The following is a 16,671-nucleotide window of genomic DNA, read 5'->3' as shown; positions in this document are numbered from 1 at the left end:
ACTCGTAGAGGCTTGCGCCGTCGACATACCCAATAGGATCGCGCTGATGCCATCGTCTCAGACCGGATAAGGGGACGCAGCTCTTTTTCTTAACTTCCATATGCCTCTATGCTACCCTTCAGCCCATGCCTCGACAAGCCCGTGTTGCTCCCGGCGGCTTGATCTACCACGTCCTGAATCGGGCGGTAGCCCGTTTGCCGCTGCTCCAGAAACCGCGGGACTATGAAGCATTCGAATCCGTGGTGGCCGAGGCCTGGCAGCGCTGCCCGATCCGTCTGCTGGCCTACTGCCTGATGCCCAATCATTGGCACATGGTGCTGTGGCCGCGGGCCGACGGCGAGCTGACCGCCTTCGTCCGCTGGCTCACGCACGCGCACACCATGCGCTGGCACACACACTATCATAACACGGGGACCGACCATCTTTACCAGGGGCGTTTCAAGTCGTTCCCCGTGCAAAGCGACGAGCACTTCCTGACCGTCTGCCGCTATGTCGAGCGGAATGCCCTGCGGGCCAACCTGGTCGAGCGGGCCGAGGACTGGCGGTGGTCCAGCCTCTGGCGGCGTCATTGCGGCGTGCCCGAGGCCCGCGAGATCCTCTCCGACTGGCCGGGAGGCATCCCGCGGAACTGGCTGGCGACGGTCAACCGGCCGCAGAGTCAGGCCGAGGTCGATGCCATTCGCGTGGCCGTCCGGCGAGGTCAACCACTCGGCTCCCCCGCCTGGATCACCCGCACGGCCGGGCAACTCGGCCTCGAATCAACCCTCCGACCTCGCGGACGGCCCAGAAAGCAGGATCACGACAGTTAAGAAGCATTAGGAGGGTTGACAAAAGAGCTGCGTCCCCTTATCCGTGCGTCCCCTTATCCGTGCCCCTTATCCGTGCCCGTCCCCTTATCCGTGCCGGCTCGTCAGGACCGAGGGGATAAACCCCTCGGCTCGTCAAGGTAGGATGACGATGCGAACGGGCACCAGTATCCGATCGAAGATTCGCCTCATCGTCCGCCGTCTCGAGAAGGTGCATGGTCCGCAGCGATGGCGGTCGTGGGGTCGGCCCCTGGACGGGCTGATTGAACCGTCCTGTCGCAGCACACCAGCGACGTCAACTCCGACGTGTCGGCTGCGGTGTCAATGATGCTCGCCTTGTCCGCCTCGCTCGCGCGCCGATAAAGCACTTGGACGTCCCGCAGGTACCGGCAGGACGAAACCCCAAGAACGGTGGTCCGCTCTTTCTGCTGAGAACGATGGGTGTGGCCGAGAATTCCCGCAGGTTTTCCTCTTGCAACGGCTTGCCGTCTTTGGTAATACTATTCTGCGGATCGTAACACGATGGGGCTGATTATGAGGTGCCGCTGGCTACAATCCGCTGGTCGTGCATTGCTCCTGCCTGCCCGCTCGGGGGCCGAAGGTCTCGACCAACTGGGGCATGCGGGCGTGACCCTGTTGGAGCTGCTGGTCGTGGTCAGCATCACCGGCATCATGGTTGGGCTCCTGCTGCCCTGCCTAGGGGGGGCCAAAGAGGTAGCCAGGAGGACGGTCTGCGCAACTAACCTGCGCAGCCTCGGCCAGGGATTGCACCTCTACGCCCTGAACCACGACGGACGGTTCCCCGTAGAGGAACTCTGCGGCAACCCGCAGGGGTCGCTGGTGGATAGCCTGTACCCGCTCCATGTACCCGCCCGCGGTGTCTTCTACTGCCCCAGCGCGGACCAGATCGAACCGTACGCGCAGAGCCACGAGTATGGCGGCCCGGGCGGTGACTCCGTGGTGAATACGGACGAGAATTGGCAGCGCCGCTGGATCACCTACAAGTACTTCTCGATAACACGGCGCGATCCGCGCATGCCCTTGCCTTTGCGGGCGTCGGAATACCCACACCTCTTGCGCAGCGACTCTACAGCCCAGCGGTGGCTGATGAGCGACTGGGTGAGGCAGGACGTGCCCGTGTTCCCGCACCGGCAGAAGGGCGGCTGGGGCGGCGGACGGAACGTGCTTTTCGTGGACGGAAGCGTTCAGTTTGTGAACCACAGGACACCGGGGGCATTTGGAGACAAAAGGTGAGAACGACAGCACTGGTTCCGACAGGCTGGTTGGCTTCACAAGGGTCGCATGTCCGGGTAATCGCGATCCTTCGCGACCTCCTGCTGGTAGCGGTTGCGGGGCTCCTGTGCGCATGGATCGGTCAGCTTCTCGGCCGGCACGTGCGAGTAGGGCTCGCGATGCCGCTGGTGGGTTCCGCAGCGGCGGCGATGCCAAGGGCGCTGATCCTGTTGATGGTGTTGTGGCGGGTAAACCGCACAGGCGTTCTGACGGCCGCCGCGGTTGCGGAAGTCCTCACACGGCTCACCGTGGGAGTGCCGGGCCTGTTGCCAACAGGGTTGGTAGTGCCTGTCCTGGCGGCGACCGTCGCCGACGCTGTTTGGCGGGGAACGAGCGGCTGGCATGAGTCCCGGCTGCGCCTGGCCGTCACGGGCGCCGTCCTCGCTGGGACGAGGGTAGCTGCCGCCTGGCTGCTGTTGGCCTTGGTAACGTTGCCGCCGGGGATGCGCATGCCCGGAACCGCGACATGCTGCGCGGTCCTAGTGGTGAACACCCTGCTTGGCATAGGGGCTGGAATAGTGGTTGCACGGCCGTGGCGTCACCGTAGCGGAACCAGGTAAGAGCGATGCCCCAAGATCTGCAAGCAGACAGCCGGTCCGCAGTGGCCACGGCTTTTACCGTGCGACCCATCGGCTACGTGCATTCAACCTACTCCTGCCCGGAGGATGTCCCTCATTCGCATCGGGCCTGGACGGAGGACGCGTGTCGGATCCGATTGCTTCGCCGGCATGCCAATGGCCTGCGGGGCCTGGAAGGTTACTCCCACGTCATTGTGCTGTTCTGGGTCCACCGTGCCAGGGAATGGAAGATGCCCAGGCATCATCACAAGCCGCCCCATGTGAAGGTGTTTGCCACGCGGATGCCTGTTCGGCCGAATCCTATCGGGATGTCCGTGGTGGAACTGGTCGAGTTCAACCCGGAGCGCGGCGACCTTGTCGTGCGGGGGCTGGATGCGCTGGACGCCACGCCAGTGCTGGACATCAAACCCTACATTCCCAACTTCGACAGTCGGCCGGACGCCCGGTTACCGCGCTGGGTTGCCGAGCATTTGGCGAGCCACTTCCACGGAGGGCACGAACACAAAGGGGCGACACCAGGAAACGACCCGGGCTGCGAGCGACATGACCGAAACCTCAAGGCTCGCGCAAGGGCGCGGAAGTCAAGCATTTGATTAAAGCAACGGGAATCTTGGAGGAACAAACATGCGAGAATTCTGTACTTGGATCGTTACGGTTGGAATGCTGGCGGCTGCCGCCCCCGCAAGGGGCGATGCAATCACGTTCACCCTGCTGACTCACGCGGACAACAAGATGCTCCTACCTCAGCCGAAGGGCCTGGTGGGTGTATCGGGCGACCATCTGGTCAGAACGTCCGACGACATCACCGGGAGCACCTTTAACCCCCAGGGAGCCTTCACGTTCAACTTCATGAACCCGATAGGCATCTGGGAGCCGGACTACCCGCCGGGTTACGCCGAGGGCATTCATTCCATGACCGGGACGTTCACTCTCGACATGAACCTGTGGACCGGCGGTTCCGCCTCCATCTCGTCACTCGCCTTCGACGGATACGTCGCGCCGGGCAAGTACAGCGCGCAGCGCCTGGTGCGCCCCGGCGACACGGCCGCCAACGGCGCCTACGGTCTCGTGGATGGTCAGCCTAACAGCGGTTCCTATGCCGCCTCAGCCGACGCGAACTGGGGGTTTGAACTCCTCTTTGACTGGTTTTTCGATACCCCCTATGCCGGCTCGGGCACCATCGACATGACCTTCGACAACTACCGCTGGAACGGTTTCATCATTCCGGTTAGCCAACTGACGCCGGCGGGGATGGACCTGGTCACGCTGGACGACCCCCTTGGATTCTTTGGCGGCACTTCGGCGGACTTCGAATCATGGCTCCTGAACGAGGTTCAGCCCAGGCTCCCGGCGGATGCAACCTGGCTGCTGTTTGCCCAGGGTACCGCTAACCCTGCCTGGACCAACCCGGGAATGGGCATGACGACGGATGGGCTTGTGGATCAAACCGTGTTGGCCTACACTACCATCCCGGAGCCAGCGATTGCGGCGGGGTTCTTGGCAGGGACAGTCTGTTTGCTGGCAAACAAGTGGAGACATAAGCGGTAGCCGCTGCTATCGGTTGTTCATCGCCGATCTGGGGGTGCCCGTCAGCCTCGCGCCAAGGCGTCTGCGTGGGATCCAGATTACCAGCCCGAGTCGCCGCCTGTGGGGTTCAAGGACTGGAAAGCCGGCCCTCAAAAACGGACCGGAAGACTGGACCGCAGGTTGTGGGATGCAAGGGCGGCTGGAGGCCGCCTTGGACTGTCAGGCTGTTAGTCCGTTAGACTGTTGGGAGGCAGGAACCGCAAGGGCGAGGAGTCCAACCTTTCCCGCCGACCGGTTCCTTTGCCCGGCCCCCAAGAGCCGAACAGTCGAACAGCCTGACAGCCCCCCGATCGCTCCCCTTCCCTTTTTGTGCCTTCTTGCGACTGTTCGTGGCCAATCCTGCCGACGGGCGGGGCGGTCAGCCCCTCGACACGGAGGCCCCCAGAGGATTCTGGGGCCGGCAGGCTCGTAATACCTCCCAGGCGGCTTCCCCTGGCCGAATCCGTTCGGCATTCGGTGATAATGAGGATGGGAATCCTCGACGCGGAAGGCCTCAGAAAGGATTCTGGGGCCAGCAGCTCACGCAGACAGAAGACGCGCAGCATCCAGGCGATCTTGCGGTTCATCCACGAGGATCGCGGCCGGTTGTCGCTCGAATTCCTTCGCCGCCGGCCGATGGGACGAGCCCGGGCGTACCTGCTGGCCCTGCCGGGCGTCGGGCCGAAGACCGCGGCGTGCGTATTGCTCTTCAACCTCGGCAAGCCTGCGTTGCCGGTCGACACACACGTGCATCGTGTTTCCTGGCGGCTTGGGCTGATCCCCGACGACGCAACGGCCGAGGATGCCCACGAAATTCTCGAACCGGCCTGCCCGCCGAAGCAGGTATATGCATTTCACGTCCTTCTGATCCGCCACGGTCGCCAGATCTGCAGGGCCCGAAAGCCGCGCTGCGGCGAGTGCGTGCTGGCCGACATCTGCCCGTCGGCTCAGTTGAGGACGGGAGGCAGGCTGCTGAAGTTGAAACAACGAGGTCAAATAGGCGTCTAAATGTGTGCGAGAACCGAAACCTCTCGGGTGCCCCACCTGCTCACGCATCTGGGGCCAGCAGATGTGGAGGTAGGGGAGCGCCAAGACCGGCAGGTCTCCGCCACCTTCGGTGGCTCCGACCATGCCCTACGGTTTTCACACACATTTCGAGCAGGAATGAATGGGAGATGATCTGATGCGAGTTGCTTTTGAGGTTTATCGAGGGACGCTGGCCAGTTGGCAGGAGCTGTTTCAACAGGCTGCTGATTTCGCCAGTCAGGACGGCCCCGAACGAGTCATCTCGATTTCGCACTCCTGCGATCACAGTGACGGGGCGGTGACCGTCTGGTACGGGACGCCCACGTAGCGGCCTGATCAGATCCCGCCGCCGGATCTTGGCCGCTCTGCCTCAGGCTCCCGAAGGGGTGCAGGGCCGTGGGGCGGGCGAAGGGTCGCCGATTTCTGCTCGGCCTCGCGCGACAGATTATGCTTGCCCAAGCTGCGGTAGACGCGAGCGAGTTGCCCGTAGCACTGGGCGGCCATGAATCCAATGTGTGGTTTGGGCCCTTCGGAGGCCGTCAACTCGTCCAGGCGACGCACCGCGGATTCCAGCAGGATCCGGGCCTCATCGTGCCTGGACTGGGCTTGCCGCCACTGGGCCAGGGTCATTTCGGAGAACGCCGCGGCCACGGCATAACTCGGTACCGACGGATACCGTTTCGTCAGATCGACGAGCAGCTCGACGGCCCGTTGCAGGTTGGGCAAGGCGGCATCAGGCTGACCCGCCTGCATGCCTTGATCCCACAATCGCAGGTGTAACCGGCCGAGCGAAAACTGGTAGCTTGGTACGTTTGGCCACCGGGTAACGAGTGACTGGATGATGCCCAGAGCCCTTTCCAGCCGATCTGTCGAGCCGTCCCATCGCGCCTGCACGGCGTAGGTTTCACTCAAATCGAACTGGTATTGGGGTATGTGCGGGTACTCGGCGACCAGGTCTTCCAGTATGGCCACTGCTTGTTCCAAAGGCCCGTTATCGGCGGGCCGCGAAGCCGGGCGCTGCGGGCCGGGGGTTTCGCGAAGGCACAGGGCCAACAGATGTCGGTATTCAGGAACTCTGGGTTTCTCCGCGATCAGTCCAGTGAGCAATTGGATAGCCTGCTGCAAATGCAGGCGGTTCCGGTCGCGATCCCGGTGCCGGTCTCCTCGATCCGGCGGCTGGGTCATCGGCGGCGGTCCCGGCGGGATCAAATCTTGGGGGGCGGGCGGAGGCGGTCCGTGCGGCAGTAGCAGTGCGGGAGGCCGGCCGGACCCGTGAGCCAGGCCACGAGGACCCGGCCCGGCCCAATCAGGGGGCCCATGCGCGGGACGGTCGATAGGGTGAATCGGCACGGCCGCCAATAGAGGGTTGGTGAGCATGTAGCAGGCTCTGGCAAGCTCAAACCGCACCTCCTGCGAGCCGGACCCGGCGTCGAGCTTGCTTTGCAGGATCTGCCGAGCCGTCTCGTACTGATCCGCGGCTTCCGGCATTTCGTCCTCGGAGGCGAATGTCTGTCCCAGTTGAATCTTGAGCCGTGCCAGAGCGATGTCCAGAGTGTCGTCGTCGGTTCCCCTCTCGCGGAGCCGTTCGTACTGTGTGGCTGACTCCCCGTACGCCGTTCTCGCAGCTTCATATTGGCCGAGCAAGCTGTAGATGTCACCCACGCGCCGTTGAGCGGCCGCGATCTTGAGAAGAAGCGATGGGGCATTGCCCTCCTGCTGTGCAAGCTCCTGATAGAACGACAGCATTCTTCTCAGGAATGCGGCCGTCTCGGGAGAAAGCACGGGCGGAACCTTCACGACCAGGCTGCCATCTTCCGTGTCATTCAAGCTGATCTCCTGCGAGACGGCGAGCCCGACCGGCGCGAACTCCTCGAAGATGGCGTCGATGGCGGCGACGGCCAGATCGGCCGTAGCCTGGGCCCGCTCCATTTGCGTGCGAGTGACCATATTGGCCTTGTGGACCTTGAAATAGGCCGTCGAGAAGATCCCGGCGATGGAGATCAGAAGAACGAGTATCAGGCCGGCCGCGGTTGCCAGAGCCGGGTTGCGCCGGGCCCAGCGAAGCAGCCTTTCGGGTGCCGAGATCCGCCGGGCTTGGATCGGAAGATCGCTGACAAATCGAAGAAGATCATCTCGCAACTCGGCGGCCGACGAATAGCGGTGCTCCGGCTCGCGGGCGGTGGCTTTGAGAATGATCGTCTCCAGGTCTCGAGGCATGGTCGGGCACAGCCGGCGCGGCGGAAACAGCGGTTCTGAAAGAATCGCCTTGAGCCCTCCGCCTTTTTCGACAAACGCCGGTCGAAGCGTCGCCAATTCATAGAGACTGACGCCCAGCCCGTAGACGTCGCTGCGCTCGTCACAGCGGTGTTCGTGTTGTTCGGGGGCCATGTATCTCAGTGTGCCCACGACGTCATCCGCCTTTGTGAGCTCGGCGAAATCCTCGGTCTTGGCCAGGCCGAAGTCGGTCACCCATAACATGCCGTCCGCGTCGAGCAGGAGGTTTGCAGGTTTGACGTCGCGGTGAAGGACGCCTTGTCGGTGCGCAAACGAAAGCGCATCGGCCGCCTGGGCGAAGAGTCGGGCGAGGTTGTTCCAGTAGCCCATCGGGCCGGAAAAGAACGAACGCGACGAGCCGTTGCCGCCATGTCCGGCAGGCGCACCGACCGACGAGACGAGCGGGTATGCCGATGATTGGGCCGTCGGCGCGGTCGGATATGCATGCGGGCCGCTCTGTGCCGGTTTCGTCTCACGGTCTGTCGAATCCGTCATGGTCCGCGAGTCGAGCAGCTCCCTCGCCACCTGGACAAGGTCCGAGCCGGCCAGGTTCGGACCGGCTTGCTGATTATCGCTTGAGCGGGCGATCATGTTCCGAGTGGCCAGACTCCGGAAAACCGCATCGAGCCCGACGCCGCGGATATACTGCATCACGAAATAGGGACGGCCGTCGTGTTGTCCCACGCCGAAGATCTGGACGATATTGGTGTGGTGCAACCGTGCGGCGGTTCTCGCCTCGCGTTCAAAACGCTCGCGGCGAGATTGGCTGGACAGGTACTCCGACGGAAGAACCTTGATGGCCACGCGTCGTCCAAGCGATTCCTGCTCAGCCTCATAGACGACCCCCATTCCGCCACGACCGAGTTCGCGGACAATACGAAAGTCCCCGAGCTGTCGCGGCGCCGGTTGGTTGCCGATCGCTTCGGAGCGAGATCGTCCGGAGCCGGTCGTCTTGGCCTGCTCGACGCGGACAATCATGGAGAACAGCTCACGGATGTCACCGGCCATCTCCGGACACCGCAAGGCGTATTCTTCCGCAGAGGGCTGCTCGCCGCGCCGAAACCGCTCGGTGAATTCGGCCGCGAGCATCTCCAGGGGATCTCGTTCGCTATCGTTCTCGTTCATAATTCGGTTCCGTCGTCTCGCGCGCCGGCCTCGTCGAAGGTCGCCGCATCAGGCCCAAGGATTCACGCCGGACAATTCGTCCAAAATGGCTTTGAGCCGGCGCAAGGCGCGAACGTATCGAATGCTCGCGGCCTTTTGTTGAATGCCCAGTACTTCCGCGACCTCCTGGTTCGTGAGCTCCTCAAAATGACGCAATGCCAGCACTTCCCGATCGATGGAGTCCATCTGATCGAGAGCATGATGCAGTTGTTCACAAAACTCCGACCGGCGCAACGCGAGGGAAGGCGAGGTCACGCCGGCCGCCAGATGCCTGGTCATCGACAGACAGGTTGACTCGGAGGATGCCCCTTGATGCAGGGGGATTTCGCGGCCGGCGTCGCGCTTTTGCGCGCCGAGGTGTCGCCGGTGAAGCTCGGCGAGCGTCTGTAGGACAATCATCCGAAGCCAAATGAACAGCGCCGATTCATCATCGCCTTCGACATGCCCAAAACGCTGGGCAGCGCTGATGTAGGCTTCCTGGAGAACGTCATCGGGGTCCAGCCGTCCGGCAAGGCGCTGATCCAACCGGAAGAGAACCGTCTTGGCCAGTCGGGGGCGATACTCCTCGAATGCCGCAACGAGAGCTTGAAGGTCTCCGGCTCGTACTCGCTCGATACGGCTTTTCGTTGTCTTCTGCTCGCTGGTCATACCTGCTTGCCCCTCAGACGGGCCCGTATAGAGAGACAGGTCGGTGCCCTCGCTTCATATGGACCGAGTCGCACTTGCCCAACCGGCGTTTCTCCACAAATTGTAACGCCTGGGAGCGTCGGAAGTTGCGATCAGGGGCGATTTTCATAGGAGCACCCGTAGAAAAAGCCTTACCTTTTGCGTTTCCATGAATAGCCGCGCGGAGCGTCCGTGGGGCAAGAGCAGGAATCCAAAACGGAGAAGCAGCAATGAAGACCAAAATCGCGTTTATGGGAGCACTGATTACCGTCTGCCTGATCGGCTGGGCCATCGCCGGACAGGGCAAGCACGGGGCCGTGAAGGGCAAGGGCTTATCGAGCGATGAACCAGCCAAACCAATGTTCTGTGGCGGTCATCCGCCTATGCCCATTATGGCGGTCTTGGACGCAGACAAGAACGGTGAACTCTCGGCAGCCGAAATTGATGGCGCGAAAGCGGCATTGCTGACGTTGGATGCCGACGGCGACGGAGTGTTGACGGCCAAGGAACTGCGACCGGTGCCCCCGGAACCCCCAAAGGACGGCGAGAAACCCCAGGCCGGTGATCACATCATGCGCTTGGATGCGAATGGAGACGGCTATGTGACCCTGGAGGAATTCACGGCGCCGATGACGGCACAGATGAAGGAGGTCTTCGCAAAGATTGACACGAGCGGCGATGGGAACATCGACAAGGATGAAGCCGCGGCAGCTCCGCCGCCGCCTCCTCCTCCTCCTCCTCCGGGGCGAGGTCACGGGATGGGGCCTGGTGGCCATGGCGGCTGCCGATTTGGACCTCCTCCACCGCCGCCTGCGGATGCTGAGTAACGAAAAGCGGGCCGCGGAGGGACCGCAGCTTTGAGAACACAGGAAGGCCGATGCCGATCTGCTCCTGTTACGGGGCAGACGGCATCGGTTTACAATGTGCGATGGTCCGCGCATTGGCGGGCTTGCGGCAAACAGACCGACTTGCAGGATGCACACGCATTGGGGTGACGCGGGGCAACCCCGCCGCAGGAAGGCAAGTCAGACAAGAATGAAGGAGTCTCAACAATGAGAATCAGATTGGCTCTTGCAGCCGCGGCGGTGGCGGCTTGCGCGGTGGGCTTCGCGGCGGCCCAGCAGATGAGAAGGCCGGATGCGCGGACGGCACGCGGCAGAACGGACTTCGCGCTACCGCCGCCGAGCCCTGTGATCGAGGTACTGGATGCGGACAAGGACGGGATTATCTCGGCCGCGGAAAGGGAAGGAGCCGTTGCCGCGCTGGCCAAGCTCGATCGTAACAACGACGGAGATCTGACGCCCGACGAACTTCTGCCGGCGTTCGCCGAAGGCGGCCCGCCGGATATGAGCGGGATGAGACGCCCCGGTCGAGGGCCCGGCGGCGCGCCACCGGGGTGGCGTGGCGAGAGTGCCGAGGCATCACCGATACCCAAGGACGACGCCGAGAAGAGAATCCTCGACGTGTTGACCGAACTCAACAAGAAGCCGGTGCCGGGAGGCATGAGCGTACCCATGGAAGATGGCCGTTTGCTCCGCCTGCTGACCGAGGCTATCGGAGCCAAGCACGTGGTCGAGATCGGAACCTCGGTTGGTTACTCGGGAATCTGGCTCGGCCTGGCCTTGAAGGCGACGGGCGGCAAGCTTACCACCTTCGAGATCGACGCCCGACGTGCGGCCGAGGCGCGGCAGAACTTCAAGAAAGCAGGAGTCGACGAGTTGATCACGCTCGTAGAAGGTGATGCTCATGAGACGGTCGCGACCGTGAAGGACAACATCGATCTGCTTTTCATCGATGCGGACAAGGAAGGCTATCTGGACTATCTCGAAAAGCTTCTGCCGCTCGTTCGACCCGGCGGGTTGATCGTCGCTCACAACATCAAGCCCGGCCAGGGTGACCCAGGCTACCTCAAAGCCGTTACCACCGACCCGAAACTGGAAACGCTGTTCCTTCACAGTGAAGGCGCGGGAGTCGGCGTGACTCTCAAGAAGCGCTGACAGACCGGTTGTCGACGGCTTGCCGAAAACATCAGGAACCCGAGAACGGGTTCTCGTACCAGATAACGCCCAGCCTTTCGGTCTCCTCGGTGGTCATGACATCGAGGTCGCCGTCGCCGTCCAGGTCAACCGGTTGGACAAGGTCGAACTTGGTGCCACTGAGACCCGCGATGTCAAAGGCGGTCCAGTTTTGCTCGGCAGGCGAGTTGGCGTACTTCATCCACATCAGGCCGCGTTTGCCTCTTGATTGCTCACAACTGAAAACGATGTCGGTCCGACCGTCGCCGTCGACGTCCGCGATGCCCACACCCTTGCCCGTTCCGGCATCGGCCGGCAACCTGATTGTGTAGCTTTCCCACTCCGGCGGCCCGGCCGCTGCTCGCCGATAGTACACCAGTTCACCGCCGGCCGTCGCCGCGAGGACGTCCCGAAGACCGTCGGCATCCAGGTCCGCCACAGTCAGGAACATGTACTCACGATCGCCCAGCCCGATCCGATGTACCGGCCACCGACCGAGACGGGCGTGATCATGCCCTGGGTTCTCGATCCACAGGCAACCGCGAGAAGTTCCCTTGCGGTCCGATGCCACGATGTCCAGGTCGCCGTCGCCATCCATGTCTTCGGCGATCAGCGACATGATCCAGCCCGCATCGTACAAGGGGTGCCACTTCCAGGCGTTCAGATCGCGCGCTTCGTTCGGGGCCTCGAACCAGCCGATTCCGGCGCCATCGTTCTTGCCGCCGACCACAAGGTCGATGCCATTGCACCCATCGACCTGCATCGGCAGGCAGAACATCCATTGGCAGACGCCCTTGGACGCCGGCAAGCCCTCTGTCTTCCATGCCGTTGGGTCGAGGTATCGCGACCGCTCGCGGGGTGCCCAATGAAGGAAGACGGTTTTCTCCTTGCCCTCGCAACAACTGACCACGTCGAAGGCCCCGTCGCCGTCGAGGTCGGCGAAAACGGCGTCCTCCGGCGAACTCACCTGTCCCACCGTGACCGCCGGCCACGGTCGTCTGGCCGCCCGCGTGCCGGGATGCAGGTAGACTCGGATCAGGCCGCCTTCCTCCCATGCGGCAGCGACATCGGGAAGCCGGTCACCATTGACGTCCGCCAGTCGAACGCCGTCGGCACCGGCAGATGAGTTGTCGATCACGTGCAGGGGCCACGCCGATAGAGCGTCGCGGCCCGTCGATGCACAGCCGAAGGCAATCGAAAGCATCGCAGGGAAGAGGAACCGACGGACGCCGCCGAGTGCTTGCGAGCTCGGCCGGTACGAGGCTTGTGCTTGCTTCATCGCGTCTCATTCCTCCTCGCTCGGAGGTGTGTTCGTCGACCATGCCTGATCGCCGACCAGTTTCACAAACCGGACCGGCAGACCGGGCGTCTCGATCACGCGTCCGTTCTCGATCCTGACCTGCGTCAGCGTTTGTTGCGAATGCCCGCCGACCGGTATGACCAGTCGCCCGCCCTCGCTCAGTTGCCGCACCAACGCCTCTGGCACGCGTGGGGCCGCCGCCGTCACCATGATCCGGTCAAAGGGCGCGAACTCCGGCCAGCCGAGGCTGCCGTCGCCCCGGAGATAGTGGACGTTGCGCACCCCAAGCGAGTCCAGCAGCGACTTGGCCGCCAAGAGGAGAGGCCCGACGCGTTCGATGGTGTAGACCTCGCCGGCCAGCCTCGCCAGCACCGCCGTCTGGTAGCCCGAGCCCGTGCCGACTTCGAGCACGCGATGGTGAGGCTCCACCTCCAGACAGACCGTCATGTATGCGACGATGTACGGTTGCGAGATGGTCTGACCGCAGGCGATGGGCAATGCCGCGTCGGAGAACGCCGCATCTCGTTTGTCCGGCGGGACGAACAGCTCTCGCGGCACCTCCTCCATGGCGGCGAGAACGCGGGGATCTTCGATGCCCCGCCCACGTATCTGCTCATCGATCATCTGTCGGCGGGAAGCACGGTAATCTTCAAGCATCCAATCGTGCATGACGGCATGGCCTGACGGACAGTAATGAAGTGCTGCGCATTGTACGAGCGTCGACGTACGCGCGTCCATCCGGGGGCACGACATGGGCTGCGGAGGGGGTGAACCGGGTGTTGAGGAGCGTTTCGCCGTTTTCGCAGAGCCGGTCGGGCACCGGCCGACAGGCCGCCCGCGACACCCGCGACGACAAAGGGTCGGCGGGCACCCGCCGCAATGGGCCCGCAGCAGAATCGGCGGGCAAACGTGAGGCTTCCCTTTCAGAACCGCGCCCCTCGCGGAGCGGCCTCCTCGGGCGTGCGTCCGCCTCGCGGTCTTGCGAATGGCTCACGCTCCGGCTTCCGAGACAGGCAGCCGCGCCGTCTGCTACCGACGCTCACGGAATCGAGATGTGATCCGTATCCCTGGTGCGGTAGAGCTTCATCACCTCTTCGTGCGGCGGCATCGGCGGCTGTACCGGCGCCGGCGCGTTGCAGTAGTAGTAGGCGACCGATGAGTACCAGTACGGCTTGAGCCGGTCGACCGCCCACGGATTGACGAACGTCAGCTTGAACCGCCTGTCGAACGCGATGGCATCCGCCTCGTGGAAGCGGTACATGGTGACCATCGACCGCAGAGGGTCCTTGAGGGGCACGCCGTGCAAAGGCCCGTTGAACTCACCGTCCCGGAAATACCAGCCCCCGTTGAAGTAGTCCTCAAGACCCGTTCCGGTAAATCGCGGCTTGTCCCAGTCGTCGTCGATGTAGACGTACTCGGGGGCTTCCAGAAACGACAGGTAATGCAGCAGCTCGCCCTGCATGTGCAGCATCATGCCGACGAAGTGACCGCTTCCGGTGGTGTCGACGATCAGGGCTTCTTCGCCCGGCTTGCGGCGGCCGGTCCGGAACTGGGTGCAGAAGTAGCCCGTTCTTTCTGGCATCGCATCGAGTTCCTGATAGTTGGCGTTGACGAAAATGTCCGTGCCGTTGCGCGGGTGGCGATTCTCGACCTCAATGCGGAAACCCTTGGCATAGGGCATCGGCCAGTGGCTGTAGAACCCGCCGCTGGACGTGCCGACGTACCGGGAGGTGAACGAGTTGAACTCGCACTGGCCGGCGCCGAAAAAGTCACCCATCGGACACTCGACCGCCGGAGTGGCCGCGCCGTCCCAATAGATCCGCAGAATCAACGACTTGAGCATCGTCGGATCGATCGCCGCCGTCGTATGCCAGTGTTGCCAGAACCAGCCCGGAAACGTCAGCCAGAGGCGGCCGATGTAACCGGCACCTTGAACCTCGCCGACGGTCACCGGCCGCCCGGGCGGCAGGACAACCGTCTTCGACCGCTTTTCCAGATTGAAGGTCGTCAACTGCCGGGATCTTCCGGCCGGCTTGACCGCGATGTTGATGGCATCCGACATTTGTAGACTTCCTCACGTCAACAGACCATTTGTCACGAGTCCGCAATTTGCGGTAGACTACCACACGCGGGCCCAACATGCACAGCCCGCGAAACGAGAATCGTGACAACAGGTGCATCCGCCAGACAGTGGCCGTCCACTGGGGCCCCGCGGTGAGCAATGGAAACAGCCTGGCGATTCCTCGGCGGAACCCAGCCATGCCCGCCATGGACAAGCCCCGTTGCGGCCAACGAGAATAGCCCGGCGATTCGTCGCTGGGATTCTGGCCGAGCACCGGCGCGCGGATGCGAGTCGCGGTTCAGCCCGAGGCATCCCTCATCGAACGGAAAGGCAATCATGAACAGAATTCTTGATCGGCTTGGTTCGAGTCTGTGCCTGACGATTGTGCCCGTCACTCTTCCGGCGATCATGCCGGCCATAGCCGGCGGCGCTGCCGCCTCTCAGCCTGCCTCCCGATGGACCGCCGAGAAGGCCAACCAGTGGTATGCCGCCCTGCCGTGGCTCGTCGGGTGCGACTTCATCCCCAGCACGGCCGTCAACCAGCTCGAAATGTGGCAGGCAGAGACATTCGATGAGGCCACGATCGATCGCGAACTTGGGTGGGCCGCCGACATCGGCATGAACACCGTCCGCGTGTACCTTCACGATCTCGCCTGGCAGGCCGATCCGGACGGCTTCAAGCAGCGGATGAACCGCTTCCTTAGAATCGCCGACAAGCACCACATCAGGCCGCTGTTCGTCATCTTCGACGACTGCTGGAACGACAACCCGAAGATCGGCAAGCAGCCTGACCCCATCCCCGGCGTTCACAACTCCGGCTGGATGCAGAGCCCCGGCAAGGCCGTGGTCAACAACCCGGCCGAGTGGGGACGACTCGAACGATATGTCCGCGATGTGATCGGCACGTTCGGCCAGGACCGACGAGTCCTCCTGTGGGACCTGTACAACGAGCCGGGTAACAGCGAACAACACCTCAAATCGCTGCCGCTGCTCAAGAAGGTGTTCGAGTGGGCCCGGGCCGCCGGGCCGTCGCAGCCGCTCAGTGCCGGCCTCTGGTACGACAACAAGGAACTCAACGAGTTTCAGCTTGCCGCTTCCGACGTCATCACCTTCCACAACTACAACGACGCCAAGAGCCTGACCGACCAGATCGCGGAACTGAAGAAACACGGCCGCCCGGTGATCTGCACCGAGTGGATGCGCCGTCCGGTCAGCGTCGTGCAGTCGCATCTGCCCATCTTCGCCAGGCACCGTGTCGGCTGCATCAACTGGGGTCTGGTCTCCGGCAAAACCCAGACCATCTACCCCTGGGGCTCCAAACAGGGCGCCCCTGAGCCCAAGCCCTGGTTCCATGACCTCTTCCATAAAGACGGGACACCCTATGACCCGGCCGAGATCGCGATGTTCAAGGAGTTGAGCGCCAAGATCAGAAAGGGGCAATGACATTCGCGACATCATGCCGATTGCGCGAATTCAACCGGCCGCCGACCCGTGAGTGTCCTCGGATCAGTCTCCGCTCGATACACTCCGCCATTTCCGGAGCACCCAACATGTTATCCCCCTGACCGACCATGGGTGACAGTCCGTTCGGCCCGGTGGCGGTTCTCGAGCCGACACCGCGCCGCCGACGACGTCTCCCGCTGCTCATTGACAACTTCATAGTGCCCCCCCGGCGGCGGCCCGGAATGAATGTCCTGTCGATCCCACGGCACCCGTCCGCTCGAATCCTTCGCCTCGCTTTTTGCGAAACAAACCCAACGCCTGCGGTCCGGACAAACCGGGATGAAGGACAACGGCTCACGCAAGTCTTTCGCTGCTCGTATCTTACGCCGCCAGATGCGCGCATGTTGGCCCGGAATCCGCTCAGCCCGGAATCCGCTCGGCCCGGAATCCGCTCGGCCCGGAATCCGCTCGGCCCGGA

The 16,671-nt window shown here is 63.0% G+C and carries 15 protein-coding genes; 10 read left to right on the top strand and 5 right to left on the bottom strand.

The window, feature by feature from the left end; translation table 11 throughout:
* The first annotated feature begins 125 nt into the window (after window positions 1-125).
* The 7 genes from PLL20_18025 to PLL20_17995 all read left to right on the top strand — a co-directional run bounded on the left by PLL20_18025 (window position 126) and on the right by PLL20_17995 (window position 5,597).
* Complete coding sequence (locus PLL20_18025) at window positions 126-809, top strand: transposase (protein HPD31895.1); 684 nt, start codon at window positions 126-128, stop codon at window positions 807-809.
* 519 nt (window positions 810-1,328) lie between these two features.
* A complete protein-coding gene (locus PLL20_18020; protein ID HPD31894.1) occupies window positions 1,329-2,060 on the top strand; it encodes a DUF1559 domain-containing protein in 732 nt (243 codons plus the stop codon).
* Entirely contained in the window at window positions 2,057-2,659 is a 603-nt protein-coding gene (locus PLL20_18015; protein ID HPD31893.1) for a hypothetical protein, read from the top strand. The genes PLL20_18020 and PLL20_18015 overlap by 4 nt, the downstream gene beginning before the upstream one ends.
* A gap of 5 nt (window positions 2,660-2,664) precedes the next feature.
* Window positions 2,665-3,270, top strand: a complete 606-nt coding sequence (gene tsaA / locus PLL20_18010; GenBank protein HPD31892.1) for a tRNA (N6-threonylcarbamoyladenosine(37)-N6)-methyltransferase TrmO — start codon at window positions 2,665-2,667, stop codon at window positions 3,268-3,270.
* A 31-nt stretch (window positions 3,271-3,301) separates the two neighbouring features.
* Window positions 3,302-4,225, top strand: coding sequence for a hypothetical protein (locus PLL20_18005; GenBank protein ID HPD31891.1), 924 nt, complete (start codon window positions 3,302-3,304; stop codon window positions 4,223-4,225).
* A gap of 507 nt (window positions 4,226-4,732) precedes the next feature.
* Window positions 4,733-5,251, top strand: a complete 519-nt coding sequence (locus PLL20_18000) for a hypothetical protein (protein ID HPD31890.1) — start codon at window positions 4,733-4,735, stop codon at window positions 5,249-5,251.
* A 175-nt stretch (window positions 5,252-5,426) separates the two neighbouring features.
* A complete protein-coding gene (locus PLL20_17995; GenBank protein HPD31889.1) occupies window positions 5,427-5,597 on the top strand; it encodes a hypothetical protein in 171 nt (56 codons plus the stop codon).
* An 8-nt stretch (window positions 5,598-5,605) separates the two neighbouring features.
* Here PLL20_17995 and PLL20_17990 read toward each other — a convergent pair whose 3' ends face one another.
* Window positions 5,606-8,668 (bottom strand): serine/threonine-protein kinase, encoded by a 3,063-nt coding sequence (locus tag PLL20_17990; protein ID HPD31888.1) that lies wholly within the window; start codon window positions 8,666-8,668, stop codon window positions 5,606-5,608.
* A gap of 48 nt (window positions 8,669-8,716) precedes the next feature.
* Window positions 8,717-9,355: a sigma-70 family RNA polymerase sigma factor gene (locus PLL20_17985; protein ID HPD31887.1), complete on the bottom strand. Its 639-nt coding sequence runs from the start codon at window positions 9,353-9,355 to the stop codon at window positions 8,717-8,719.
* A 248-nt stretch (window positions 9,356-9,603) separates the two neighbouring features.
* Here PLL20_17985 and PLL20_17980 point away from each other — a divergent pair, with 248 nt between their 5' ends.
* Together PLL20_17980 and PLL20_17975 are read left to right on the top strand one after the other, a co-directional pair.
* Window positions 9,604-10,200, top strand: coding sequence for an EF-hand domain-containing protein (locus tag PLL20_17980; GenBank protein HPD31886.1), 597 nt, complete (start codon window positions 9,604-9,606; stop codon window positions 10,198-10,200).
* A gap of 225 nt (window positions 10,201-10,425) precedes the next feature.
* Window positions 10,426-11,370: a class I SAM-dependent methyltransferase gene (locus tag PLL20_17975; GenBank protein ID HPD31885.1), complete on the top strand. Its 945-nt coding sequence runs from the start codon at window positions 10,426-10,428 to the stop codon at window positions 11,368-11,370.
* 31 nt (window positions 11,371-11,401) lie between these two features.
* On the opposite strand, the gene PLL20_17970 is transcribed toward PLL20_17975, so the two are convergent.
* The 3 genes from PLL20_17970 to PLL20_17960 form a co-directional block, all read right to left on the bottom strand.
* Window positions 11,402-12,667 carry a VCBS repeat-containing protein gene (locus PLL20_17970; protein HPD31884.1) on the bottom strand — a complete coding sequence of 422 codons (1,266 nt, stop codon included), beginning with the start codon at window positions 12,665-12,667 and terminating at the stop codon, window positions 11,402-11,404.
* Window positions 12,668-12,673: 6 nt separating this feature from the next.
* Window positions 12,674-13,357, bottom strand: a complete 684-nt coding sequence (locus PLL20_17965; GenBank protein ID HPD31883.1) for a protein-L-isoaspartate(D-aspartate) O-methyltransferase — start codon at window positions 13,355-13,357, stop codon at window positions 12,674-12,676.
* A 370-nt stretch (window positions 13,358-13,727) separates the two neighbouring features.
* Window positions 13,728-14,750 (bottom strand): DUF2961 domain-containing protein, encoded by a 1,023-nt coding sequence (locus PLL20_17960; GenBank protein ID HPD31882.1) that lies wholly within the window; start codon window positions 14,748-14,750, stop codon window positions 13,728-13,730.
* 336 nt (window positions 14,751-15,086) lie between these two features.
* Here PLL20_17960 and PLL20_17955 point away from each other — a divergent pair, with 336 nt between their 5' ends.
* Window positions 15,087-16,193, top strand: a complete 1,107-nt coding sequence (locus PLL20_17955) for a cellulase family glycosylhydrolase (protein HPD31881.1) — start codon at window positions 15,087-15,089, stop codon at window positions 16,191-16,193.
* The last annotated feature ends 478 nt before the right edge of the window (window positions 16,194-16,671 follow it).

It is taken from the genome of Phycisphaerae bacterium (genome assembly GCA_035384605.1).
In the GTDB taxonomy this organism is placed as follows: Bacteria; Planctomycetota; Phycisphaerae; order UBA1845; family PWPN01; genus JAUCQB01.
Note: the sequence above shows the minus strand (reverse complement) of the source record. Positions and strands in the feature narration are given on the sequence as shown.

What these genes read in the sequence shown, in the direction of transcription:
- PLL20_18025 (HPD31895.1), top strand. Translation starts at nt 126, where the DNA reads ATGCCTCGACAAGCCCGTGTTGCTCCCGGCGGCTTGATCTACCACGTC.
- PLL20_18020 (HPD31894.1), top strand. Translation starts at nt 1,329, where the DNA reads ATGGGGCTGATTATGAGGTGCCGCTGGCTACAATCCGCTGGTCGTGCA.
- tsaA (HPD31892.1), top strand. Translation starts at nt 2,665, where the DNA reads ATGCCCCAAGATCTGCAAGCAGACAGCCGGTCCGCAGTGGCCACGGCT.
- PLL20_18005 (HPD31891.1), top strand. Translation starts at nt 3,302, where the DNA reads ATGCGAGAATTCTGTACTTGGATCGTTACGGTTGGAATGCTGGCGGCT.
- PLL20_18000 (HPD31890.1), top strand. Translation starts at nt 4,733, where the DNA reads ATGGGAATCCTCGACGCGGAAGGCCTCAGAAAGGATTCTGGGGCCAGC.
- PLL20_17995 (HPD31889.1), top strand. Translation starts at nt 5,427, where the DNA reads ATGCGAGTTGCTTTTGAGGTTTATCGAGGGACGCTGGCCAGTTGGCAG.
- PLL20_17990 (HPD31888.1), bottom strand. Translation starts at nt 8,668, where the DNA reads ATGAACGAGAACGATAGCGAACGAGATCCCCTGGAGATGCTCGCGGCC.
- PLL20_17985 (HPD31887.1), bottom strand. Translation starts at nt 9,355, where the DNA reads ATGACCAGCGAGCAGAAGACAACGAAAAGCCGTATCGAGCGAGTACGA.
- PLL20_17980 (HPD31886.1), top strand. Translation starts at nt 9,604, where the DNA reads ATGAAGACCAAAATCGCGTTTATGGGAGCACTGATTACCGTCTGCCTG.
- PLL20_17975 (HPD31885.1), top strand. Translation starts at nt 10,426, where the DNA reads ATGAGAATCAGATTGGCTCTTGCAGCCGCGGCGGTGGCGGCTTGCGCG.
- PLL20_17970 (HPD31884.1), bottom strand. Translation starts at nt 12,667, where the DNA reads ATGAAGCAAGCACAAGCCTCGTACCGGCCGAGCTCGCAAGCACTCGGC.
- PLL20_17965 (HPD31883.1), bottom strand. Translation starts at nt 13,357, where the DNA reads ATGCACGATTGGATGCTTGAAGATTACCGTGCTTCCCGCCGACAGATG.
- PLL20_17960 (HPD31882.1), bottom strand. Translation starts at nt 14,750, where the DNA reads ATGTCGGATGCCATCAACATCGCGGTCAAGCCGGCCGGAAGATCCCGG.
- PLL20_17955 (HPD31881.1), top strand. Translation starts at nt 15,087, where the DNA reads ATGAACAGAATTCTTGATCGGCTTGGTTCGAGTCTGTGCCTGACGATT.